At 46.0% G+C, this 24,748-nt stretch carries 25 protein-coding genes; 22 read left to right on the forward strand and 3 right to left on the reverse strand.

Going from position 1 to position 24,748, the window contains the following annotated elements; genetic code table 11:
* Positions 1-312: 312 nt before the first annotated feature.
* From J2X75_RS27310 to J2X75_RS27385, 16 genes are all read left to right on the forward strand, one after another.
* Complete coding sequence (locus J2X75_RS27310; protein WP_036610819.1) at positions 313-732, forward strand: organic hydroperoxide resistance protein; 420 nt, start codon at positions 313-315, stop codon at positions 730-732.
* A gap of 210 nt (positions 733-942) precedes the next feature.
* Positions 943-1,188: a zinc ribbon domain-containing protein gene (locus tag J2X75_RS27315; RefSeq protein ID WP_036610816.1), complete on the forward strand. Its 246-nt coding sequence runs from the start codon at positions 943-945 to the stop codon at positions 1,186-1,188.
* A 99-nt stretch (positions 1,189-1,287) separates the two neighbouring features.
* The gene (locus J2X75_RS27320) at positions 1,288-1,566 is read left to right on the forward strand and encodes a hypothetical protein (protein ID WP_017690003.1); all 279 of its coding nucleotides are present in this window, start codon (positions 1,288-1,290) and stop codon (positions 1,564-1,566) included.
* A 324-nt stretch (positions 1,567-1,890) separates the two neighbouring features.
* Positions 1,891-2,313, forward strand: coding sequence for a thiol-disulfide oxidoreductase DCC family protein (locus J2X75_RS27325; protein ID WP_124116962.1), 423 nt, complete (start codon positions 1,891-1,893; stop codon positions 2,311-2,313).
* Between the two features lie 67 nt (positions 2,314-2,380).
* The gene (locus J2X75_RS27330; RefSeq protein WP_310342243.1) at positions 2,381-3,244 is read left to right on the forward strand and encodes a DUF6612 family protein; all 864 of its coding nucleotides are present in this window, start codon (positions 2,381-2,383) and stop codon (positions 3,242-3,244) included.
* Positions 3,245-3,452: 208 nt separating this feature from the next.
* Positions 3,453-3,836: a VOC family protein gene (locus J2X75_RS27335; protein ID WP_017690000.1), complete on the forward strand. Its 384-nt coding sequence runs from the start codon at positions 3,453-3,455 to the stop codon at positions 3,834-3,836.
* A 161-nt stretch (positions 3,837-3,997) separates the two neighbouring features.
* Positions 3,998-5,215: a nucleotide-binding protein gene (locus J2X75_RS27340; RefSeq protein WP_310342246.1), complete on the forward strand. Its 1,218-nt coding sequence runs from the start codon at positions 3,998-4,000 to the stop codon at positions 5,213-5,215.
* A complete protein-coding gene (locus J2X75_RS27345) occupies positions 5,215-6,516 on the forward strand; it encodes a TadA family conjugal transfer-associated ATPase (RefSeq protein WP_397384399.1) in 1,302 nt (433 codons plus the stop codon). The genes J2X75_RS27340 and J2X75_RS27345 overlap by 1 nt, the downstream gene beginning before the upstream one ends.
* 40 nt (positions 6,517-6,556) lie before the next feature.
* Positions 6,557-7,300 carry a type II secretion system F family protein gene (locus J2X75_RS27350; protein ID WP_091016179.1) on the forward strand — a complete coding sequence of 248 codons (744 nt, stop codon included), beginning with the start codon at positions 6,557-6,559 and terminating at the stop codon, positions 7,298-7,300.
* 12 nt (positions 7,301-7,312) lie between these two features.
* Positions 7,313-8,182, forward strand: coding sequence for a type II secretion system F family protein (locus tag J2X75_RS27355; RefSeq protein ID WP_310342250.1), 870 nt, complete (start codon positions 7,313-7,315; stop codon positions 8,180-8,182).
* Between the two features lie 11 nt (positions 8,183-8,193).
* A complete protein-coding gene (locus tag J2X75_RS27360) occupies positions 8,194-8,382 on the forward strand; it encodes a Flp1 family type IVb pilin (RefSeq protein WP_221819185.1) in 189 nt (62 codons plus the stop codon).
* Positions 8,366-9,040, forward strand: coding sequence for a TadE/TadG family type IV pilus assembly protein (locus tag J2X75_RS27365; protein ID WP_310342254.1), 675 nt, complete (start codon positions 8,366-8,368; stop codon positions 9,038-9,040). Before J2X75_RS27360 ends, J2X75_RS27365 begins: the two co-directional genes overlap by 17 nt.
* A gap of 91 nt (positions 9,041-9,131) precedes the next feature.
* Positions 9,132-11,249: a hypothetical protein gene (locus tag J2X75_RS27370; RefSeq protein WP_310342256.1), complete on the forward strand. Its 2,118-nt coding sequence runs from the start codon at positions 9,132-9,134 to the stop codon at positions 11,247-11,249.
* Positions 11,250-11,278: 29 nt separating this feature from the next.
* Entirely contained in the window at positions 11,279-12,310 is a 1,032-nt protein-coding gene (locus tag J2X75_RS27375) for a pilus assembly protein (protein ID WP_397384401.1), read from the forward strand.
* A gap of 11 nt (positions 12,311-12,321) precedes the next feature.
* Entirely contained in the window at positions 12,322-12,837 is a 516-nt protein-coding gene (locus tag J2X75_RS27380; RefSeq protein ID WP_310342441.1) for an A24 family peptidase, read from the forward strand.
* A gap of 338 nt (positions 12,838-13,175) precedes the next feature.
* Positions 13,176-14,948 (forward strand): DUF6382 domain-containing protein, encoded by a 1,773-nt coding sequence (locus J2X75_RS27385; protein ID WP_310342260.1) that lies wholly within the window; start codon positions 13,176-13,178, stop codon positions 14,946-14,948.
* A gap of 12 nt (positions 14,949-14,960) precedes the next feature.
* Here the strand turns inward: J2X75_RS27385 and J2X75_RS27390 are convergent, their stop codons facing one another.
* Complete coding sequence (locus J2X75_RS27390; protein WP_310342263.1) at positions 14,961-15,872, reverse strand: TIGR01777 family oxidoreductase; 912 nt, start codon at positions 15,870-15,872, stop codon at positions 14,961-14,963.
* Positions 15,873-16,029: 157 nt separating this feature from the next.
* Positions 16,030-16,497 carry a DUF2621 domain-containing protein gene (locus tag J2X75_RS27395; RefSeq protein WP_310342266.1) on the reverse strand — a complete coding sequence of 156 codons (468 nt, stop codon included), beginning with the start codon at positions 16,495-16,497 and terminating at the stop codon, positions 16,030-16,032.
* Positions 16,498-16,667: 170 nt separating this feature from the next.
* Here J2X75_RS27395 and J2X75_RS27400 point away from each other — a divergent pair, with 170 nt between their 5' ends.
* A complete protein-coding gene (locus J2X75_RS27400) occupies positions 16,668-17,774 on the forward strand; it encodes a deoxyribonuclease IV (RefSeq protein ID WP_221819193.1) in 1,107 nt (368 codons plus the stop codon).
* Between the two features lie 42 nt (positions 17,775-17,816).
* Positions 17,817-18,710, forward strand: coding sequence for a formyltetrahydrofolate deformylase (gene purU, locus J2X75_RS27405; protein ID WP_310342270.1), 894 nt, complete (start codon positions 17,817-17,819; stop codon positions 18,708-18,710).
* A gap of 74 nt (positions 18,711-18,784) precedes the next feature.
* Here the strand turns inward: purU and J2X75_RS27410 are convergent, their stop codons facing one another.
* On the reverse strand, positions 18,785-19,264 hold the full coding sequence (locus J2X75_RS27410) for a hypothetical protein (protein ID WP_310342274.1): 480 nt from the start codon (positions 19,262-19,264) through the stop codon (positions 18,785-18,787).
* 434 nt (positions 19,265-19,698) lie between these two features.
* On the opposite strand from J2X75_RS27410, the gene tkt reads away from it, so the two are divergent.
* The 4 genes from tkt (at position 19,699) to J2X75_RS27430 (ending at position 24,745) form a co-directional block, all read left to right on the forward strand.
* Positions 19,699-21,741, forward strand: coding sequence for a transketolase (gene tkt / locus J2X75_RS27415; RefSeq protein ID WP_310342276.1), 2,043 nt, complete (start codon positions 19,699-19,701; stop codon positions 21,739-21,741).
* A 332-nt stretch (positions 21,742-22,073) separates the two neighbouring features.
* Complete coding sequence (ppnP, locus tag J2X75_RS27420; RefSeq protein WP_017689983.1) at positions 22,074-22,391, forward strand: pyrimidine/purine nucleoside phosphorylase; 318 nt, start codon at positions 22,074-22,076, stop codon at positions 22,389-22,391.
* Between the two features lie 189 nt (positions 22,392-22,580).
* Positions 22,581-23,936 (forward strand): glucose-6-phosphate isomerase, encoded by a 1,356-nt coding sequence (locus J2X75_RS27425; protein WP_017689982.1) that lies wholly within the window; start codon positions 22,581-22,583, stop codon positions 23,934-23,936.
* Positions 23,937-24,112: 176 nt separating this feature from the next.
* On the forward strand, positions 24,113-24,745 hold the full coding sequence (locus J2X75_RS27430) for a YigZ family protein (protein ID WP_036610785.1): 633 nt from the start codon (positions 24,113-24,115) through the stop codon (positions 24,743-24,745).
* Positions 24,746-24,748 lie beyond the last annotated feature (3 nt).

The raw sequence follows: 24,748 nt of genomic DNA on the forward strand, positions 1-24,748 counted from the left end.
TTGGAAATATTGTTGCGGAACAAACCGCTCATGATATATCTAAATTTTTATGTTTATTGTTACATTGTACTCCTTCAATTGTTTTTGTCTAGTGCAACTTTTATGTATCAGCACAAAATTTCGGTTGCAGCTTGAAGATGCCCCTTCGTATATTACCCAACCTTAGGGAAAATACAGCCATGGCATTGAAATGCATGAAAATAATAAAGTTGTAAAAGCTGATAAAGATATAAAATTGCGTTTCAAAATGAGCCAGAAGTTTAAATTGAAAGGAAGGCAGTAAAAACTATATGGATAAGGGAGAGATTCTTAATGGAAGCTTTATATACAGCAGTAGCGACAGTTAAAGGTGGACGTACAGGTTCCGTGACTTCTTCGGATGGCGTGCTTAAGCATGATCTGAAAATGCCAAAAGAGCTTGGTGGCTCCGGTGGTGAAGGTACTAACCCTGAGCAGCTTTTTGCCGCTGGATATGGAGCATGTTATGAAAGTGCCCTTGCCAATGTAGCACGCAAAGCAGGTGTGAAATTGGAGGATGTGGTCGTTACAAGTAACGTATCCATTGGTAAAGACCCTGCGGATGACGGTTTCCAGCTGTCTGTTCGTCTGGACGTTAGCATGCCTGGTGTAGATCACAGTCAAGCAGAGGAACTGGCCCGCAAGGCGCATGATTTCTGTCCATATTCCAAAGCAACACGTGGCAACATTGATGTTGTTTTAAACGTAGTCTAAGATTTGACTCCCGGCAAGTAAAGGGAACATATAGAGCAGGGTATCCCAGATACCTGATGTTCGACTACAAAGCCCTGCTGGCAATCGGCAGGGTTTTGTGTTGATTATAATATATGGACATGATGCAGGAGATTAGATGCCAGATCGCGTACTATTTTACATAATTGCACTCCCACTTCATGCTACACATTCCATAAAGGGGGAACAAAGATGAGTATTGAAGAGATGATCGAGCGGCGATTTGTGTGTACGAAATGCAGGGGGACGGATTGTAACATTAAGGAAGTTTCCATGTCAGGAGCAGGCCTGAGCAAGATGTTCGATATCCAGCATAACCACTACCTGTTCGTGGCTTGTGCTTCCTGCGGGTATGTTGAAGTATTTGATCCGGATGTCTTGAAAGGGAAAAAACAGGGGCAGGTTGGGACTATTCTGGATATTCTGTTTGGCGGGTAGACATGCGCGAGTTGACATTGAACTGAAATTTCTTTAATATAACTTAGTACTGAGTAGTGTCATTGCATGAACCAAATTTGAATTAAACAGGTGATATCCATGTCTTATAGACCGCGTATTGCAGATTTAGAATTAGCTTATGGTAACAAGGAAGACGGATTGTACGAATTCAAAATGAATTTGGTAGACGGTACAAAATGCCGTGTATTCTACTCCCGTTCCCCGGAATGGAAGATGACTAATATCAGCCGTTTGCAGAAAACGCCTTGTCCAGTATGTCGCAAAGATTTCATTTGCAAATGTATGGACCAGTGGGCAAGTGACCTGCATCAACAAATGATCGATGACCAATGGATGGAAAAGGCAGTTACGGAGTAATTGTCGGACAGATACGAGCGTGGGCACAATGCCTGCGCTCTTTTTCTTTTTATTTCCATTAATGCGAGTTCAAAAAGACCGGTTTTCAGTACCGAGAAGATGGGATGAAGCTAGAAATGGAGTAGCGGAGCGTAGGGAAAACTACGTGAGCAACGGACATTTCGGCTGAATTCCATATTCGATGCTGATGATGCCACCAGGCATCCTTCGTAATCAAAAGCGGACTTTTTGAACTACTTCTAGAAGAAATAAATTTAGAATTAGTGAACAAGAAGGCCCAGATTGGGTAAGTTACTCTAACCGCAACAATAGGAGGCAGCGAATATGACAGCAACTCAAACGGATGTGCATCAGGGACATCCCATCGTACTGGTGGATGGCGTCTGTCACTTCTGCCAGGGCTTAACCAAATGGATTATTAAGCGTGACCCCGAAGGGAAATATCATTTTGCATCGCTCCAATCGGATGTAGCCAAGGAACTGCTGGCGAAGGGCAATTTGTCGACAGACAGTATGGACACCTTTGTTCTGATTGAGAATGGAAAATACTATACACGTTCAACCGCTGCACTGCGATTGGCTAAAGGTTTGAAGTTTCCTTATCCATTGTTATATGTGTTCATTATTGTACCGAAATTTATTCGTAATGCAGTCTATAACTGGGTTGCTCGCAACCGTTATCGCTGGTTTGGCAAGGATGAAGCGTGCATGTTGCCTACACCGGAGATCAAAGATCGATTTTTGTGAGTGTGATTAATAACGGAAATAATTGGGTAATGACTACAGATCATATCTATTTTGGGAGGACAACAACTTGAAGAAGTGGACTACATTATTTATCGGGGCATTATTAGCAGTGAGCTTGGCAGCATGCGGTAACGATACAGATAATACGGCAACGCCGCCAGCGACTAACAACGAAACATCCAACGAGGGCAATACACCTGCAGAGCAGGCAACAAAGATCCCTACCTTGGACGAATTGATTACAAAAACGAATGCAGCAACCAAAGAAATGAAAAGCTTCACAACTGAAGCAAACATTGATCAGAATCTGAAAATGGATGCTGGTGAACAGTCCCAGGATCAACAGGTTAAAACATCACTCAAGATGGATATTATCAAAGATCCAATGATGATCTATCAAGAGATGAAAATGGAAATGTCGGGACAGGAAGCTCAGAACGTGAAGCAGTATATCACTTCGGATAAAATCTACTCTCAAGTTGGGGATCAATGGGTTGCGATTCCTGAAGCTCAAACCAAGGAACTGATTGAGCAGATGAAAGCAAGCATGAATCCCGAAGGTGAATTGGAGCAATTCAAAAAGATTGAAGAAGATACTGAAGTGACCGAAGAAGGCGACAATTATGTGATTAACGCTGACGTATCCGGTGATAATGTGAAGGAACTGGCCAAAGCCGTGATGGAGCAGAACGGATCGGATGCCCAGATGCAAGCCGTGCTTGATCAGATGAATATCACCAGCATGAAGATGAAATATATGATCAACAAAGAAACCTACCTGCCTGCAAGTACGGACGTAACCATGGTCATGGAGATGGAACAAAATGGACAGAAAATGACGATGGACATGAAGATGAACAGTACATTTTCTAACCACGATCAAGTGGAAGAAATCAAGATTCCACAAGAAGCATTGGATAGCGCTAAATAAATTGGTTATGCCAAATGTGCTGAAGATGATTTAAAGCGTTAAACGCGCTTCCTTGTATGCCGTTAACAGGCACCTCTGAACTAGATCTGTGTGAGCCGAGAGGTTTACCGGATTAGAATCAGGGGTGTTTTTCTGTTTAGCGGAGATTATGGTCAGGCTTGAAAGTGTTATAGTATAGTCATATTGAAGTAGAGAGGGGAGATAAAAGATGATTGAATATGCACACATCCACCATGTTAGTCTGGCTGTACGTGATCTGGAAATCGCGAAGAAATTCTATTCGGGGTTACTGGGAATGCAGGAGATTGAACGTCCGCCTTTCCGCTCCACAGGTACATGGTATGCCATCGGTAGCCAGCAGCTTCATCTGTTACAGCACCCGGAGGGTCACACGTTACGTGAGGCTGGGATTGACACAACAGACGGCCACTTTGCAATCTGGGTCACCAGTTATTCAGGGACTATAGCTTGGTTGGAGCAGCAGGGAATTGAGTATGAAGCAAGACCTGACAGTGTGGCTGGATTCGCACAGATTTTTGTACTTGATCCGGACCGTAACATTATTGAGTTCGATTCACCTTACAACTCGTAAGGGAAAAAGGGTTAGAATAAATCTCTTGATCCCCCAGAAATTGTATGTTATATTATCCATACATTCATAGCACGTGACGGAAGCACCGTCCATATACTGCATATTCATGCGGTTATTGGACGGTGTTTTTTTGTGCTTTTTGACAGGGAGGGAAGGGGAATTTGATTGTACTGAAGGTTGTTCTGGTTTCAAAGGATAGAGATTACATTAGCGCCTGGCTTGATTATGTACAGGGAAATTTGTCTGGTCTCCATGTGCGTTTCACGGCATTCTCCCAAGGAGATTCATTCAAGGATCACATGAATGAGCAAGAAGGTCGAGAATTACCGGATCTGGTTATTGCGGAACCGGAGTTTCTGAATGACTGGCTGAATAACGGGGGAGAAGTATCGGGTGTACCTTGGCTAATGCTTAGTGAAGGGATGGAAGAGGTAGATGAGGCCAAGCGGCTGATGAAATATCAACCCTTGCCTGCTTTGCTGGATGCTGTGATGCATGCTTGCCGGCAGCCACGCCGTAAGAAGGTTCACCATCCGGGGCAAGAGACTCTCTCCATCGGTGTAGTATCCGCTTCGGGTGGAAGTGGCAAAACGGCAGTGGCCCTGCATATGGCGAAGCAATTGGGACTTGCAGGATATGCTGTTCTCTATCTGAATTTGGAGACGCTGGACAGTACGCACCCGTTTCTGGAAAAGGGACTAACTAGAAGTGGGCAGCGTCACCCGGATGCGGAGACGGGATTGTCACGCCTGTTATACGATCTGAAGGTGGGAAGAAAGGAATCCGGCAAGCAGTTACAGGTGCAATCGAAGGGCGTAGATGGATATGTGGTCCGGCATGAAGCGCTGAAATCCGATGTGTTCTGGCCATTATCGAATCGGAAAGAACTGTTGCAAATGACTCGTGAGGATACGTCGAATCTGCTTCGTTATTTAACGGATTGTGGACAGTATGACGTGCTGATTCTGGATGGGGATTCCGGTTGGGATGGGCGCAGTGAAGGGGTGCTGGATGCAGCAGATGCATTTGTCTGGTTGGTTGAGGATGATATATCTGCCATGCATCGATGGGGGCAATGGTTGCAGCATGCTGAACGAACGAAGCCAGATTTGTACGAAAGTATGCTGGAGCGTGCACGCTTTGTGGTTAACAAATATCGGGACAATGTCGTCAATGCACTCCCACGCCCTGATCTGCATCTGGATGCAGTGTTGCCCTACATCCCTTCTTGGAAACAACTCAGTCAGGAGGAAGTCATGCTCAGTTCTCCGATCTTCCAACGTGAAGTGAAGAGATTATGTGCCATGCTGGTACAAGATGGCGAAGAAGAATTGAAGCAGACGGGTCGAATTCAGAAGCAGGATCGGTGGGCACTATGATGGATTCATCCAATAGAATACTGGATCGTGAAGAACAGTTTCAGATGATGCGCAGGGAAGTCAGGGCTGGCCTCGATTTAACCTCTTCCGCAGGAGATGATGAACTGTGGCAGGGGATAGAACGCAAAGTTCTGTCTGACCCGAAGCTGGATGATCTGACCTCAGGAGAGCGTCATACGCTGGTACAGCGATTGTTTGATTCCTTTCGTGGATTGGATATTCTGCAACCACTTGTGGATCATCCCGATATTACGGAGATTATGATCAATAGTCACAAGGAGATTTTTGTGGAGCAGGAAGGTGAAGTCAGCCAGATCACCCTTGAATTTGAGTCCAGGGAACGGCTCGAGGATATCATCCAGATGATTGTGTCCGGGGTAAACCGGATTGTGAATGAGTCTTCTCCAATCGTAGATGCCCGGTTAAAGGATGGTTCACGGGTCAATATCGTATTGCCTCCCATTGCTCTGAAAGGCCCCACGATGACCATTCGTAAATTCCCGAGTGAACCGATGAAGATGTCCGATCTGATTGAAAAGGGAGCCCTGCATGAAGAAGCGGCAGAATTATTGCAGCAGTTGGTACGGAGCAAATACAACATCTTCATTGGAGGCGGGACCGGATCAGGAAAAACGACCTTTCTAAACGCATTATCCCAGTTTATCCCTTCCGATGAGCGGATTATTACCATTGAGGATTCGGCTGAGTTACAGATAGTTACGGTACCAAATCTGGTATCACTGGAAACGCGGAATGCAAACACCGAAGGCAAGGGACAGATATCTATTCGGGATCTGATCAAATCTTCCTTACGGATGCGTCCGAACCGGATTGTGATTGGCGAGGTAAGGGGCGCAGAAGCGCTGGATATGTTGCAGGCCATGAACACTGGCCATGATGGATCTTTGTCTACAGGGCATGCGAATACCATCTCGGACATGATTAGCAGACTCGAAACGATGGTGCTCAGTGGTGCAGATCTTCCCATTGCGGTTGTAAGGCAGCAGATTAGTTCAGCAATCGATATTTTTGTACATCTATCTCGGCTGCGAGACCGCTCACGGCGGGTGACAGAGATTAGTGAAGTGATTGGTATGCAGAACGGTGAGGTTATGCTGAATCCACTGTTTCGTTTCCAGGAACAAGAAGAGCGTGAGGGCAAAATTATTGGCGGGTTAGTGCACGTTGGAAAGTTGAATCAGGTGGATAAAATTCAGATGGCTGGGCTTGGGGAATGGCTGGATGAATACATAGAACAATATAGTGTTGAAAAAGATCCGTCAGATAACAACGTGAATTAAAGTTATTGGAAGGTGATTACTGTTGGGTGAAGCCAGACAGATGTTGACGGATTACACCGTATATACGCTTTCCCGGAGACAGCGAATGGTCTGTATGCTGATTAGTGGTCTGCTGTTTTTTGGCATCGGAATTCTATTCTACCATCACTGGTTAGCTGGAGCGATCCTGGCTGCGGGTTGCATATGGGTGCCAAAACATTGGACTAAAGTGCTGTTGGAACGAAAAAGAATGACACTCAGTTTACATTTTAAGCAAGCGTTATATGCATTATCTTCGGCACTGGCCGCAGGAAAATCGGTGGAAAATGGATTCAAGGAATCTGTAGAGGATCTGCGGATGTTGAACCCGGAAGCGGATACCGATCTGATTCGTGAGTTCACGATATTGCGGACACGGATGGAGTATGGACAACCAATCGAAGAGGCGCTACAGGATTTTTCGGATCGGGCGCAGATTGAAGATATTACGAACTTTGCAGATGTGTTCATTACGTGCAAACGAACTGGCGGGGATCTGGTTGAGGTTGTGCGTCGTACCTCTGCGGTGATTGGTGAGAAGCTGGATATTCAGCAGGATATTATGGTCGCGGTATCGCAGAAAAAGTTCGAATCAAAGGTGATGTTTGCCGCTCCATTTATTTTTCTGATATTCCTCAATCTGACCGCCAAGGACTTTATGGAGCCGTTATATAGCGGGATGGGGTACCTCATCTCAAGTGGTGCTTTGGCAGTACTCGCCTGCTGTTATCTGTGGATTAATCGCATTATGGATATCAAAGTATAAGGAGCTGAAACGATGCTGCTTCCCGTTATAGTCGCAGGGATGCTCGGAGCGGGATGGCTGGTGCTGGATCGAACCCGGGGGCAGACCTATAAGCATCTGCGCAAGCTGGATATGGAAGGATTACGACTGAAAAAATTGCATGGTCCCTTCCTGTTTATATTGGACAAGTTTGAGATTGGACGCAGATTGCCTGTGCTCATGTTTCGAATGCAACATGCCATTCAGAAAATGTATGGCATACAGCACAGTGGAGAAAAAACGATGCTTTATTGCGCTGAAATGTTGACCTTTACATGGCTCATGCTGCTGGTGGGCTGCCTGTTATCACTCGTTGGAGATATGGGCATCGGAGGTATGGTAGGTGGGCTCGCGCTCGGTGCAGCGTTACCTTTTGCGCTCTACAAAGACATCAATACAAAGGTGCAGCGAAGAGACCAGGATATTCTTATGGAACTGCCTGAGCTGCTGAACCGAATTGTACTGCTGGTTGGCGCAGGGGAGACCGTGCAGCGTGCCATCGTTCACTGTGTGACAAGCCAGGGTGAACGGAATCATCCGTTGTACAACGAACTCAGAAAGACGGTGGGAGATTGGAATAATGGTTACTCGTTTCAACAATCATTTGAACAGTTCAGTCGCCGCTGCGGTGTACAGGAAGTGACGATTTTTACGACAACGGTACTGCTGAATTTCCGGCGTGGGGGAGGTGACTTTGTATTGGCGCTGCGGGATCTGTCACATGTGTTGTGGGAGAAACGCAAGGCTGTAAGTCGGGCGAAGGGAGAACAGGCTTCTTCCAAACTGGTGTTTCCGATGGTACTGATCTTTTTTACGATTGTGGTCATGATCGGGGCACCTGCTTTTATGATGATGAATATGTAGGAGGAATTGGGATGATGGAAGTGTTGAAGAACAAGGTAAACGTATTTTGGGAGGAAGAGGACGGACTCGGCACGTTGGAGCTGATTCTGATTATCGGGGTTATTATCATTATTGCTTTGATTTTTAAAGACCAAATTAAAAAATTGGTAGAAAGACTGTTAACTAATGTGAGTAATAAAAGTAATGAATTCTTCGAATAACAAGTTCAAAAAGGAAGAAGGGAGCTTCACCGTTGAAGCCTCCCTGATCTTCCCTGTCGTGCTGTTTATTCTTGTGTTATTGCTCTTTTTCACCATGTACATGTATCAAAAGACATTCCTGAATCAACATGCCTATGCCGCTTCCGAACGTGCAGCCTATAGCTGGGACAACAGTCACAAACAGGCGATGACAGGTGAATATGTTGCTGGAGAACATGACAATCTGTACTGGAGACTGACGGATGATCGTATGCTTGGAGCGCTGTTTGGCTGGGCGGGAGCTGATAATCAGGTTAGCGTTTCTATACCTGCTGGTGAAGGCGGCAATCTCTCGGAACAGAAATTAGCACAAGCGGTGCAACATATGCCCTCAGCTATGAAAGGAACGATTGAGTATCAGAATTCTCTGATTCAGCGGAAAGTAACAACCAAGCTGGAACAAGTAATTTCTTTGCCTCTTCCTTCTTTTTTGTTCGATTCAGGTAACCGTGTACTGACCCAAGGATCGTCTGCAGTTGTTGAACCGGTTGAATTCATTCGAACGGTAGATCTGGTCCGTTATTACGCAGCGAAGTTTAAAGGCAAAGGCGGAGAAGCCGCGAGTACTGCTGCGGAAGCAGGACAGGTTGTGCAGCATTTTGGCAAAAGCAAAAAGTGAGTAAAGGAGGAGGGCGGAGCTGTTTAGAAAAAAAGACGGTGAGTTGGGGGCCGTAACCCTTTTTTTAATATTAATCTTGGCCGGAGTTTATATGTTTGTCGCTATATTTATTGATTATGCTCGTATAGCGGCATTCAAGGTGCAGACTGAACGAATGACTCATGCTGCGATGAGATCCGTCATGTCAGCCTATGACACCTCACTGAGGGAGTATGGTTTATTCGGGTATGGCGACAGTAGTGGGGATGCAATTATGGCTAAAGTGCTGAATGATAGCGTGAAGCCTTCATCTGTGAAAGATGGATTCCCCATTCTGGATATCCAGTGGGATACAACTACGCTGAGCATGGAGCGTGAACTGGGCAGATACGATATATTTAATCGCCAGATTCAGGAGGATATGAAGTATCGGGCTCCGGTTGATTTTACCCTTGAAGTGATCAATCGGTTCAAACCGATGTCAGACGAGATGAAGGAAGCCGCGCACACGGTAGACTTGCTGAAAAAATTACAGAAGTTATATGACAAACGTGAAGAACTACTGGACGAAGCCATTGCCAATCAGACGGAATCCGCGGAGAAGCTGAAGAATCTTCCAAAGTTGATCATGGACCCGCCTTCACAAGCTATCTATGAAGAAATGTTGGAAGAAACACCAGAGACAGCTGCCGAGGTAGCAGCACGTTATGCAGATTATCTTAACAAGAAACAGGAAGATGAGGGACTGCCGTTCAGAGAGCAACAATACATATTGGAACTGGCTCGTTATCGGACTGGTGTTGGTAATGTGGTGGCAGGCATCAGCATGATCATACAGCCCGCGTTACAGGCCCATCAAACAAAGCTGGAGGAAGCACAGTCCAAAATCGAAGAAGCGCGCAAGATTAATGATGAAATGAAACGTGTGATCGCGGAGGGGGAGAACCGCTCACAGAATGCCAGCTATGACAACGTGGGCAACTCGAATCTTCCTGGGACGAGTCCTGCATCTACTGGATCAGGCACTGAGGCCAAAAGTACACGTTCTCTTGCTTCGGAGCTTGTGAGGGCAGATAGCCTATTTGATCAGTTGAAAGCACGTGTGGTTTCACAGAATTCGGACTTCTCTAACGTCAGAAGAGACAACATGGAGTTGAATAATCAGCTTCGCAGCGTTACGGGAATGAGTGGAGTTCCGATTAAACCGGCGGTCAGACAGGCAAGTCAGGTTACGGAACGATATATGGACACCTATGTACGTAGCGGTCCTGCCAATCTCATCCTCCAAAGTAAGCAGCAGCTGGAAAGTGGTCGTGGGTCGGATGCCCAGCGCAAAGCGAATGACAAAGAATCCAAAGGGAAATTGAAGGAAGTCAAACGAATCTTGTCGCAGATTCAGAATGGAAGTTCGGGTTCCATGGACGCTTTCAAACAGTTGGAGGAATATTACAACGCTAATATTTCTTTTAACGAGGCTAGTCGTGAGGAAGCCAAAAAGGCAGAGATTGCTGGTGATCCCTATGACTCTGGTGGCGATGCCATGAAGGGAATGGACAGTTTGTTTGGCGGGATGTCCGGTCTGCTGGACAGTCTTGGCGACGAATTATTTCAGAATGAGTATGCTCTAGCCTATTTCAATTCCATGGACTTTGGTCAGTTATTTACCTGGACTGAAGGTGGTGGAGATGCTGGTGAAGTCTTCAAACTGGAGAATCAGGAACTGGAGTATATCGTTTATGGGTTTCATAATCCATCGGGTAACATTGCTGCGGCATATGCGGAGATATTTGGGATGCGGCTGGCTATTCGAACCGCAGAAGGGTTAATTGAGCACAGCAAGCTTGGAAACCCACTTCTGGTATTATCGGCGGCAATCTTATACGGGATTACAAACGCCATCGAGGATATGGTGAAAATAGCAAAAGAGGGCAGTGTGGAATTGTCCAAGTATATCAAAGTCAAACTGACGTATAGGGACCATCTCCGATTGTTCCTATTGATGCATAGTAACAATGAACGCAAAATGTCCAGAATGCTGGCGCTAATTCGATTGAATACGGGTGTGAATCCAGATGAGAAACAGACGTATGCTTCGGGTAACATGCGCAGCAGCATCAAGCTGTGGTTTCTACCAGGGGTGGTTAGAAGCATAGATGCAGTTATGGGTAGTGAGGATCAGGTTGAAAGTGGGCGATTTTTCATTGAGCGGAAGGCGGATTATTCCTATTGAGTGATCAGGATCGTTTCGGTGGAGGGATTATGGATAAGCAGCAACAATATGAAAAAGAAAGCGCACAATTAGAGATTAGGTTAACCAGAATAATCAGATTGCAACGTTTGAAGTCTCTCAAAAAGCAGATATGTTCTTCGAAAAAGGAACAAGGTAGCATGGTTCTGGAAGCCTCACTAGTGTTACCTATCTTCTTGTTCTTTATCATGTTTCTCATCTTCATAGTGCAAATGACTCTAATCTCCACAGCGTTACAAAGCACAGCGGGTGAAGCGGTGAAGCAGTTATCAACGAAAATATATCCCGTTTCCCTTGCATTCACACCTTCTGATTCTGCCGGCGGAGAAGGTTCTGGAGGGGGTTGGAAGATACCAGAGTTATCTCTGACGGAATGGGCAGAAGGTTATGCTTCTTCTCTACCCGAGCCATTAAGTGATTGGGTACGTTCAGCGGCGGCAAGTGGTGAACAGCCACTACAGGAGATCAAGACATCCGTCTTGGAAACCGTACTTGATCCCACGGTAAAACCGCTGCTTCAACCATTTATCGAACCAACTCTGCTGAATATGGAACGTGTTCATGTGAATGGTATTTCCATACCTGATCTCAAAAACAAAACAAATCCATATTTCCGACTTGAACTGAGTTATGAATTGCCGGTAAAAGTCCCATTTCTCAGTAAACCGCTTCGGATTCAGGCTGCTGCGGCAGAACGGGTATGGATTGGAGATACCGGAGAAGGGGCAGATGGCAGCGCAGGAGATGGGGATACTGCGGGTTCAGCAACGGTACTGTCGAAGCCTGACCCGGCATACATAGGCAACAATGCAACGATCAAGGTGAAGGTAGAACCAGGAGCGACAGCCAACTTAACGATATTTTACAAGTCAGGTGAAAGTTCTGCGAAGCACATCGGCTGGGCTACCGCAGATGAGAATGGAATTATTGAATGGAACTGGTTTGTTGGTACTCGGACAACAGAAGGAACATGGAGTTTTGTTGTCGAGACAGGGGACGGTGCCAAGACGGAGACTACGTTTACCGTGGCCTCCAGAAAATAAGGAAGGGGATGATGGAGGTGGAGTGGTTTTACATTGCCTGTGGCATATACGTCAGTGCAGCTTTTATTACAGATATTCGTTCCATGAAAATTCCAAATCGATTGACTTTACCCGTGACTGTTGCAGGCGTATTGGCCCATATCATATGGGGAGGTTGGGATGGTTTCTTGTTCTCAGCCGCTGGATTTGCAGCAGGTTTTGGCATTTTGTTTCTGATGTATGCGATTGGAGCCGTAGGGGCAGGAGATGTGAAATTATTTGGTGGGATTGGCGCATGGACGGGACTTGCTTTTGGCATTCATGTCATTATTTACTCCGTTTTGTACGCGGGCGCAATTGGTTTAGTGATACTTCTATTCCGTAAAGATTCAGCGAAACGAATTCGAGGCATGGCAGGTAGTCTTGCAGGTTTTTTCATGCTCGGTTCGCTCAAGCTGGTAAATAAAGAGAAAACAATGAAGTTTCCATTTATGCTTGCCGTATTGCCCGGGTTTATCACGGTACTTATCTCAGGACTTTTCCCTTGATATCAGGAGTCTGGAAAACGTTAAGATAACAGTGATCGAAGATAGCACTGTGATTGGAGTGGAAGAGTGTTGTGTATTGTAAATCAACTTATATCAACTAAACTTTTTACACATGAACGGAGAGGACGGAAAAAACCTGAAGAAGCGGAGCTAAAAGCTTTCTGAAAGAAAGCTGCATCGGAAGCATATACTTCGCCTTTATCCCCGGATTTCTCCCTTTATAGAAGGGAATCAAGAAATCTGGGGATAACAGCGATCGGAAGGTTGTTCCGTCATCGTAGTGCCCAGTGTAACTTTCTTTAGTTGATCCTATATAACAATGGAAAGAGAGGATTGGCATGTATGGATTAACGAGAGATTTTATTCGTAACGGCGGAGCGTTCATGGTTTTGGAGAAAGAGGACGGGTTACGAATGGAGGAATTGAGCCGGGTACAGATGGGCATGTTGTCCTCCAATCAGATTCCCCGACTTCTTCCTCTTCATATTCGGGAAGTGGACCGTAATGTAACTTTGCAGTACGACATATCCGGCTACAAAATGTTATCCCAGATGTTAAAGTCAAGCAAAATCAAGTTGCGTGTTCTGTATGGTCTGTTGTTCCAATTAGCCGATGCCTTCACGGAATGCCGGCAATATATGCTGGAGCCTCGTAAATTATTGATCCAGGAAGAGTACTTGTTCATCAACGGTTCATTCGAACAGGGTGAACTTGGGATGGTATATGTACCAATCATGGATACAGTTGAAGTTGATCCAACGCCTCAGCAATTCCGTGAGCTGGTGATCAGGCTGATGGCACATGTACAGGAACTGCAGGGAGAAGGCATTCAGCGTGTTCTGCAGTTATGCGAACATGAACGCTGGGATATTAGACAATTGCGAGAGCTTCTACTGGAGTTATATGCAGACGAGCAAGAGAGCGGAGGAAGAGCGACATTTCTCTCGTCCAGAACGTCGGAAACCATCGATGGTCCAGGAGGTAATCTTCATTCGTCAATTACTGGGCGGGATAGCAGGCAATCCACTGGTTATTCTCGTCCAGATCAACTCGGTGCTCCCGTTCAAAATGCTGGTGTGGGGCCGCAACTAAATTTCCGTCAGCCGCAGAAAACGAGTGAATCCGAGGTTGAAGACATTCCGGTGAGATCACGAACCTTTTTGGGCAGGCGCTCACCTGAGCAATCTTCATTAGAGAGCTCAAACAACATGGATCAGGGACGAAGTAACCCGTATGATTCGCTAGAGCGTGTTGATATGGAGGTGGAGGAAAAGCCTGGTTCTTCAAAAGTAACCTATATCATATTGGGCTGCATGGTTGCCATGGCATTGGTATGGAGATTTATTTACATGGAGCAACCGGGACAGACGCAGATGATCCTGTGCATGGTACTCAGCCTTGGCTTGTTTGGTGTAGCAGGATGGACGTGGAAGCGTAAGAGAAGCACTCATAATGACTCAGAGAATAAGCGGTCTTTTTCATTCAGTTTAGTTAAGAACAAAGGCAAGCAAACGGAAGAGGACGAGGAACAATTTCAGGAAAGTTGGCGCTGGAATACAGCTGATAGGAAAGAGGAACGCATAAACCAAATGGTTGCATCCGCCTCAGAAGGTGGTAGCGAGCATTCCCGTTTTCAAAATTTGCATATGACACCTGAACACTCCGAACCACCGTTCGTTCAGCGCCATGTGGAAACGGTAGCTTCAACTTCAGAGCTAATTCGACAGGATGCAATTGCGGAGGCAACCGTGAATTTGCAGAATCTGAGTGGAGGTAATGTTACAGGGGCAGGCCCGGTGATGGCGTCTTATTATCTTGAACGAAGATCGGGAAGCAGTGACCAACATGAACGGATGGATGTGCAAGGAGCATCTTTTGTCATCGGAAGATCAGTGGATATGGTTCAGTGGGTGGACACAGCGACCGGCGTGTCCCGTGCTCATGTGGAATTGAGCCGGAACAAATCGGGCTATGTGATTAAGGATCTGGGTTCCGTCAATGGAACCATTCTTCAGGGCAATATTCTTGCTCCGTATAAGGAGTATCCCTTGGCGGATGGAGACACATTTACACTTGCGGAATCTGTTTACACTTATCGGTCGGTTGAATAAGGCATAGTTCAATCAGTCAGATAAGCCGCGGTGCTTCAGATCTTCCAGTGCCTGGGTTAAGGTTGGGAAGGTGAACTGGAATCCGTGGTCGAGAGCTTTTTGCGGAATGACTCTCTGCCCCTGAAGCAGAACAACGGATAGTTCACCAACTAAGGTTTTAATTAAGAAGCTGGGTACGGGGAACCAGTGAGGGCGATGATACACTTTACCGACCGTACGACCGAATTCATCATTGGTAACAGGGTTCGGGGAGGAAGCATTGACAGGACCTGATACTTGTTTATTTTGAATGCTAAAATCAATGAGTCTTACGATATCCATAATGTGAATCCAGCTAGTCCATTGCTTGCCACTGCCGATCTTGCCACCAACACCCAGCATATAAGGCAGTTTCATCAATGGAAAAGCACCTCTTTTATGTCCAAGAACCAGACTTACCCGGATTTTAACGAGTCTGACATTTTTGATTGCATCTGCAGCAACTTCCCATTGTTCCGAGACCCGGGACGGGAAATTCATGGATTTTTGCGGACTGCTCTCGTCAAAGGTTTCGGTAGGGGAGGTTCCATAGATGGCCATGGCAGAAGCCTGAACGACCACTTCCGGCTTTTGTTCCAGGGATTCTACCAATCGCGCTACCCGCGCTACGGTCGTGACTCTGGATTCAACAATTTCCAGCTTCGCCTTGGTTGTCCAACGTTGATTCAGCGTTTCTCCGGCAAGGTTAACAAGAGCGTCCATACCTTCCAGCAAGTGAGGTTGTTCTTCGACTTGTTCCCACGATATATATGTAAGATTTTTACTTGGATTATGCAAGTCAGGCAGTTTTCGTGTAATAACTTTCACATGGTGCCCGGCTTGCAGCCAATAATCTACAAGTGCTCCTCCCACAAATCCGGTACCTCCACAAATGGCAATTTTCATATCAAACATCCTCTCTGTATTTTCACTGCGCTGATATACCGTTGGATCGACAAACAGCCCCGTACGGTAAGCAATGCCTGTTGGGAAAAACTTACCTGACGGAGCATATCTGTATCTAATTAACCAAATCTATATGCCACTTAACTCATGTTTTATTTTATTTAATCAAATGTTGATAAGGGGAATAATCGATTTTGTTTTTCTCCAAAAATTTGACCAAAAACTTATTATCCCGCTTCGGTGTGGCAATAATGTATCCTTTGATGCAATGATCTCTTGATACTTCCGTGGCGTTGTCTTCGACTGCAATTTTACCGATCTCTGCAGCAATGGAATGTTTGGCAATGTCACGAAATGGCCCTGGCACAGGCTCCACAAGTTGATCCAAAAAAGCTTTAGCTTCATCTGTCCATAAGTGACGGCTGGCTTCAACCCAATGATTCTGCCAATCCAGTTTGGACTTTCCGTCCGCTTTTGGTAGCACTTTCAAAAACTTGCGCATCATGAAAAATCCACCGATACACATGCTGCCAAGCAATAAAAAAGTCCAGAATGCGATCGTATTCATAAACCAATTGCTGGGGGAACTGCTGGTCAGTATCATCGCGTAGGAGTCGAAAATCATTGCGGAGTCACCTCGGTTCATTGATTTTCACGGAAAGACGGATTTCGCCTACCCATGTTCCACATATTAGCTGTAAAAAATAGCCTCTATCCCGAATTATAGCGCATTTCTAGATTTATTTCGATAATCGCGTTAGAATAAGGGATAATTCAGATTAAGGGGGATCAATAATGCTGAAAATCGGCTCCCACGTGTCCTTTTCGGACAAGGGATTATTGAGTGCAACGAAGGAAGCGTCTTCGTACGGTTCCAGTTCGTTTATGATATATACGGGTGCACCACAGAATACACGTCGCAAGCCAATTGAATCCATGTATATTGAAGAAGGCAAACTTGCCATGCAAGAGGGTGGAATGGAAGATATCGTTGTCCATGCACCGTACATTATTAATCTTGGCTCATACAAAGACAACACGTATAGACTCGCTGTAGATTTCCTTCAGGAAGAGATCCGTCGTACACATGCCATTGGTGTCAAAAACATCGTATTACATCCCGGCGCATTTACAGACAAAGATGCCCACTATGGGATCGGACGGATCGCAGAAGGGTTGAATGAAGTACTGGAAGGTGTGAAAGAGACAGATGTGAACATCGCTCTGGAAACCATGGCTGGCAAAGGTACGGAGATGGGGCGCAGTTTCGAAGAGATCGCCCAGATCATTGAGAAAGTAACGTATAACGAGCGCCTGACTGTGTGTATGGATACATGCCACATTCATGATGCCGGATATGATATCGTTAATGATTTTGACGGTGTACTGGAACAATTCGATCGTACGGTAGGACTTGACCGCATTGCCGTAATGCATATTAATGATAGTAAGAATGCTGTGGGTGCGCACAAGGACCGTCATACACCAATTGGTTCTGGCTGGATCGGGTTTGAGGCGATTAACCGCATCGTCAACCATGAGAAGCTTCAAGGACGTCCATTTATTCTGGAGACACCTTGGATTGGTAAAGAGGCCAAGACACAGCGTCCAATGTATGAGGTGGAGATTGCCCTGCTTCGTGGGGATGTTGCCGGTCGATTCGGCCAGGAATTCCTGACAGAAGTAGAACAGTTGCAACACTTTTTCAAAGGTAAAGAGATTGAGTCTCGTTCGTATATTCTGGATGTGTGGACATTGCTCAAAAATGATGCCAAAGCCAAAAAGGCAGATCCGCGCGAACCACTGGAACGCCTCTATGACATGGTGGCTGAAGCTGCACTATTCCCGCATTTGAATGAAGAACAACTGAATCATCGCTTGATTGCATGGCTTGCGGGTTAATCCCGCAGGTCATGGCTTAATTGAAGGAGGAAGAATAACCCGATGGAGATCCACGCTAAACAAGTACGCCCTGATTCTAAAAACCGCGCCGATCGTGCGCGCATGCTTATTTCCTGTCCTGATGGTCCAGGAATTGTAGCTGCCGTCTCTCACTTCCTGCACCAGCATAGTGCGAACATTGTTCAGTCGGACCAGTACACAATGGACCCTGCTGGCGGCATGTTCTTTATGCGAATTGAGTTTGATCTTCCGCAATTGTTGGTCAATTTGCCGAAACTGGAAGCAGATTTTGCAGAAGTGGCAAGCCGTTTCCAAATGGAATGGACGTTATCTGCGGTTAGCCGCAAGAAGAAACTGGCTATCTTTGTATCCAAAGAAGATCATTGTCTGGTTGAATTGTTGTGGCAATGGCAGGCAGGCGACCTGGATGCTGATATTGCTCTTGTGGTCAGCAACCATCTGGACATGAAGGACTATGTAGAATCATTTGGCATTCCATATCATCATATTCCGGTAACAGCAGATACGAAGAAAGAAGCGGAACAGCGCCAGCTGGACGTCATTGGCAATGATGTGGATGTGATCATTTTGGCTCGTTACATGCAGATTATCTCTCCGATGTTCATTGAGCATTACCGCAATCGAATCATTAATATTCACCATTCGTTCCTGCCAGCCTTTGTGGGTGGTAAACCGTATGCGCAGGCGTACAACCGCGGTGTCAAAATTATCGGTGCGACAGCGCACTATGTTACGGAAGAACTGGATGGCGGACCAATTATCGAACAGGACGTGCAGCGTGTAAGCCACGGGGACGATGTAACCGAGCTGAAGCGTATTGGACGTACCATTGAGCGTGTTGTGCTTGCACGTGCCGTGAAATGGCATGTCGAAGACCGTGTTCTTGTTCACGAAAATAAAACCGTTGTATTTTAAGCTCACGCTTTAATACTGTGCAAGGTTGATTCGGAACCACGTAATAGACTAACAATAAAGCGACCCCAATTCGTTTACGAAACGGGAGTCGCTTTTTTTGTTGTGTTGATATACTTTCCGCACAAGCCAAGCATAATACCGAATAGCAGATGTCCTACAATCCAGTAGAGGATGGCGGACACATCGTACAGGTCTGGCACACGTGATGACAATTGAGAGAGTGGAATGTAGAGCAGGGATGAGGCGGCACCAAGCAAAATTCCTTTGAACATGGGACGCCCTGTGCGCCGTACCCACCACACATAGAGGATGCCGATCACAACGGACACAACTAGATGCAGAGAAAATTCAATGATTTCGGGTAAGGTTGGTGGAAAACCAGACACAAAATCAATATTCAACAGCAGAGTATATACTTGTTCACCTGTGTTGGCCTGAATCATTTTGAGGAAAAATCCCAGGACAAATCCCGAGAGAATCCCCGTTAAAATACCGGATAACCAGGGTAATGAGTGTTTTACCGATGTTGATGGGTGAGCAGCAGGATCTGGCATGATTGCGACCTCCTATGATTGACGAGTGTACATCTGAAAAGTAAACCACAGCCCGATTTTCGAATCCATATTAAGGAACATTTTATGTGAATTGAGGATGAATATCTAAAAAATGCATGGTTTTCAGGTTAAAGGTTATACTTCATGCGATGGATTTGCGAGGCTCCTTAAGTCTGCTTTTGGAATTTAGTACCTTGTACAGTACGATTTTTGCTTGATAGGCCAAGGAATATTCATCACAAACAACCGATTTTTCACGAACTTCTGAAAGAAGGTTATGGAAAAGCTTCACGTCAAGTGATACAATACAAAAGTGAATAAGTCAAAATGAAACACTCAAGCGGATTCACTTATTGTGAAATTCGGTTTGCTTGTATGATGAGAGGGATTCGCTTGCGCACCCGACTTATCTAAAGACATGAGGAGGACAAACCATGACTGACAAGAACGAAGCGATTCAAAAGGACGAGAACAGCACGATCGACAACCTGTCGATTACGACCGTACGTACTTTGGCGATTGATGCAATTGAGAAGGCAAATTCCGGACATCCGGGCATGCCTATGGGCTCCGCTCCAATGGGGTACCAACTTTTTGCAAAAACGATGACTCATAACCCGGACCACCCAACTTGGGTTAACCGGGACCGTTTTGTCCTGTCTGCAGGACATGGCTCCATGCTGCTGTACAGCTTGCTGCACCTGAGCGGATATGATCTTCCAATGGAAGAACTGAAACAGTTCCGTCAATGGGGAAGCAAAACTCCGGGTCACCCGGAATTCGGACATACTGCAGGTGTTGATGCAACTACAGGCCCACTGGGTCAAGGTATTGCAATGGCTGTTGGTATGGCGATGGCTGAAGCTCAACTGGGCGCAACATACAATAAAGACAAATTCAACGTAGTTGACCACTACACTTACGCAATCTGTGGTGATGGCGACTTGATGGAAGGCGTATCTCATGAATCAGCTTCCCTGGCTGGACGTTTGCACCTGGGCAAACTGATCATGTTGTTCGACTCCAATGATATCACGTTGGATGGTAAATTGGATCTGTCTTCTTCCGAAAGCATCGCGAAGCGTTTTGAAGCTTATGGCTGGCAAGTGCTGCGCGTTGAAGATGGTAATGATCTGCCTGCAATCGAAAAAGCAATTCAGGAAGGTCAAGCAGATACACTGCGTCCTACACTGATCGAAGTTAAAACGGTTATCGGTTATGGTAGCCCGAACAAACAAGGTAAAGGCGGCCACGGCGGTACTCACGGATCTCCACTGGGTGCAGACGAAGCCAAATTGACTAAAGAGTATTACAAATGGGTTTACGAAGAAAACTTCCACGTACCAGCTGAAGTTCGCGATCACTTTGCACAAGTGAAAGATCGTGGTATCTCTGCTAACAAAGCTTGGGACGAGAAATTTGCCGAGTACAAAAAAGCTTTCCCTGAGCTGGCAGCTCAATTTGAAACAGCGATTAACGGCGACCTCCCAGAAGGTTGGGACCGTGATCTTCCTAAATATGTAGCAACAGACAAAGCTCTTTCCACTCGTGTAGCATCCGGTAACGCTCTGAACGGTCTGGCGCACAACGTGCCACAACTGACAGGTGGATCTGCTGACTTGGAAAGCTCCACAATGACTCACCTGAACAACCTGGAGAACTTCACACCTGAAGATTACTCTGGCCGTAACATCTACTTCGGTATCCGTGAATTCGGTATGGCTGGAGCAATGAACGGTATGGCACTGCACAGCGGTGTGAAAGTATTCGGAGGTACGTTCTTCGTATTTACCGATTACCTGCGTCCGGCTGTTCGTCTGGCTGCCCTGATGGGATTGCCTGTAACGTATGTTCTGACTCACGACAGTATCGCTGTTGGTGAAGACGGTCCTACGCACGAACCGATCGAGCAATTGGCATCCCTGCGTATCATTCCTAACCTGACGGTTATTCGTCCGGCTGACGGTAATGAAACTTCGGCTGCTTGGGCTTACGCGCTTGAGAACAAGAGCAATCCGGTTGCACTCGTACTCACTCGTCAAAACCTGCCGATCCTGGAAGGTACGGTTGAAGGTTCACGTGAGAACGTGAAACGTGGTGCTTATGTTGTCTCTGATGCAAAAGATGGCAAAGCGGTAGCACAAATCATCGCTACAGGTTCTGAAGTTCAATTGGCTGTTAAAGCTCAAGCAGCACTTGCAGAACAAGGCATCCAAGTTCGCGTAATCAGCATGCCAAGCTGGGATCTGTTCGAGAAACAAGACAAAGCTTACAAAGAATCCGTTCTTCTTCCGGATGTTAAAGCTCGTCTTGCTATTGAAATGGCATATCCAATGGGCTGGGAGAAATATGTTGGCGATCAAGGTGACATTCTCGGAATCAGCACATTTGGTGCATCCGCGCCTGGCGACCGTGTTATCCAAGAGTATGGCTTTACAGTGGATAACGTGGTTAGCCGCGTAAAAGCATTGCTGTAATAGAGGTTGTCAAAAAGTCTGCTTTTGATTACGAAGGATGCCTCACGGCATCATCAGCGTCGAATATGGGATTCAGCCGAAATGTCCGTTGCTCACGTAGTTCTGCCTACGCTCCGCTACTCCATTTCTAGCTTCATCCCATCTTCTCAGTACTGAAAACCTGACTTTTTGTACACTCACTTATAGCTTCATAAGCGCTGCTATGGTTGGGAGAGCGTCATACTGTCCTGATCCATGGCAGCAAGTTATTTCCGCAGAGATGGGCGGTGACTCGTTATTGCCCTGATCTGTTTTGCCTTTTGTTTTCATTAACTTCAGGGGAGCGGGTACGCATGTCACAATTCGATCAAGTCAGTGTAGTGAAAGAGGCCAACATTTATTATGATGGTCAGGTAACCAGCAGAACGGTTATTTTGGGGGATGGCAGCAAAGTGACTCTGGGTATCATGCTTCCAGGCAGTTATGAGTTCGGTACAGATTCCCGTGAAATTATGGAGATTTTGTCCGGAGATCTGAAAGTATTGCTTCCCGGAGAAGAAGAGTGGCAAGAGATTCAAGGTCAAGCTACGTTCCACGTGCCTGCCGAATCCAAATTTAAACTGGAGATACGCAGCGTTACTGACTACGTCTGCTCGTACCCGGCGGAATAACATAAGAAGGGTAAGCAGAACCGCAACCCGCGGATTCGGTTTACCCTTTTTGCTTCTTGAATTCTAACGACAAAGTTCGAGCTGCAAGCTTGTCAGCCCCGTGGATTTGAAGTATCCTTAAGGCAAGTTGTTTAGAATGGAACACGGATACGGAAATAATATAACCGAAATCAGGAGGTTTTTGAGATCATGGCAAAAAAAGTGACATTTGACTATAGCACGGCATTGCAATTTGTAAATCAGCACGAAGTAGATTATTTCGCAGAACCGATTCGTCTGGCTCACGAGCAGCTTCACAACGGAACAGGAACAGGCTCCGATTATCTGGGCTGGATTGACCTGCCAACGGCTTATGACAAAGAAGAGTTCGCTCGCATTCAAAAAGCGGCTGCCAAAATCCAAAGCGACTCCGAAGTACTGATTGTTATCGGTATCGGTGGATCATACCTGGGTGCACGTGCAGCGATTGAAATGCTGACTCACTCGTTCTATAACAATCTGCCAAAAGACAAACGCAAAACGCCTGAAATCTATTTTGCAGGAAACAATATCAGTTCCACATATGTAACTCATTTGCTGGATCTGGTTGAAGGCAAAGATTTCTCCGTCAACGTTATCTCCAAATCCGGTACAACAACAGAGCCGGCAATTGCTTTCCGTATCTTCCGTGCAGCACTGGAAGAGAAATATGGTAAAGAAGAAGCACGCAAACGCATCTATGCTACAACAGACAAAGCGCGCGGTGCACTGAAAGAACTGGCAAATGCAGAAGGATACGAATCTTTCATTATCCCTGATGATGTAGGTGGACGTTACTCCGTTCTGACAGCTGTAGGTTTGCTGCCAATCGCAGCAGCTGGTATCAGCATCGAAGAAATGATGCAAGGTGCGGCTGACGCATCCAAAGAATACAGCAACCCGAACGTAGCTGAGAATGAAGCATATCAATATGCTGCAGTTCGTAACGCATTGTATCGTAAAGGCAAAGGAACTGAGATTCTTGTAAACTATGAGCCATCCCTGCACTTCGTATCCGAGTGGTGGAAACAACTATTTGGAGAGAGTGAAGGTAAAGACTACAAAGGGATCTATCCTGCATCCGTTGATTTCTCTACAGACCTGCACTCCATGGGTCAATTCATTCAGGAAGGTAGCCGGAATATTTTCGAAACTGTTATCCAGGTTACTGAAGTTGCTGAGCATATCTCAATCAAATCCGATCCGGACGATCTGGATGGTTTGAACTTCCTTGAAGGCAAAACCATGGACTTTGTTAACAAAAAAGCGTTCCAAGGAACACTGCTTGCACATACGGATGGTCAAGTACCAAACCTGATTGTGAACATTCCAGATATGACTCCATATTCTTTCGGATATCTGGTATACTTCTTTGAAAAAGCATGCGGTATCAGTGGCTACCTGCTGGGCGTCAATCCATTTGACCAACCGGGCGTGGAAGCTTACAAGAAAAATATGTTCGCATTGCTGGGCAAACCAGGCTTTGAAGAAGAGAAAGCAGCGCTCGAAGCGAGACTTTCCGAATAATTCATCGGTCTGCTCATATAGTTAAATAAGGTAAAGTAAATCTAACCGGGGATCACTGTTCGTGTAAGAGGCAGGGTTCCCGGATGTAGATTACCAGGGCAGTTCGTCCGCGTTCGCGCGGTGAACTGCTTTCTTGTAAAATGGACTCAGGAAAAGATCAGAAAGTTGGATTTAGGATGATTGAACGTTATCGCACGGTTCGAGGACCGGGCAATCTGGAAATTGTAATCAAGAAGTCGCGATTTATCGGTCATATTATGCCGGTCACGACAGAGGAAGAGGCTGTTGCCTTTATCGATGAGATCAAGAAAAAACATTGGAATGCAACTCATAACTGCTCTGCATACATGATTGGGGAGCGGGACGAGATCCAGAAGCAATCCGATGACGGGGAACCCAGCGGAACAGCAGGAAAACCCATTCTTGAAGTGATCAAAAATCAGAAATTAAAAAATGTGGCAATTGTGGTTACGCGATACTTCGGGGGAATTATGCTTGGAGCTGGCGGGTTAATTCGTGCTTATACGGATGGAGCTGTAGCAGCCATTGAAGCCGGAGAAGCCATTACCAACGTGCTGCATCGTGAAGTGTTTGTTGAACTGGATTATACGTGGCTGGGTAAAGTGGAAAATGAGTTAAGAAGCCGGGAAGTCCGTACAGGTGAAACTGGATTCACCGATAAGGTTACGTTGACTTGTCTTCCGCCGGATAGTGAAACCGAGGCTTTTGTAGCCTGGATCACGGATTTGACGCAAGGGCAATCCCGGATCACGGAGGGACAGCGGCTTTATTTTATTGAAGGGGAATAAAAT

It is taken from the genome of Paenibacillus sp. 2003 (assembly GCF_031455635.1).
In the GTDB taxonomy this organism is placed as follows: domain Bacteria; phylum Bacillota; class Bacilli; order Paenibacillales; family Paenibacillaceae; genus Paenibacillus; species Paenibacillus amylolyticus_B.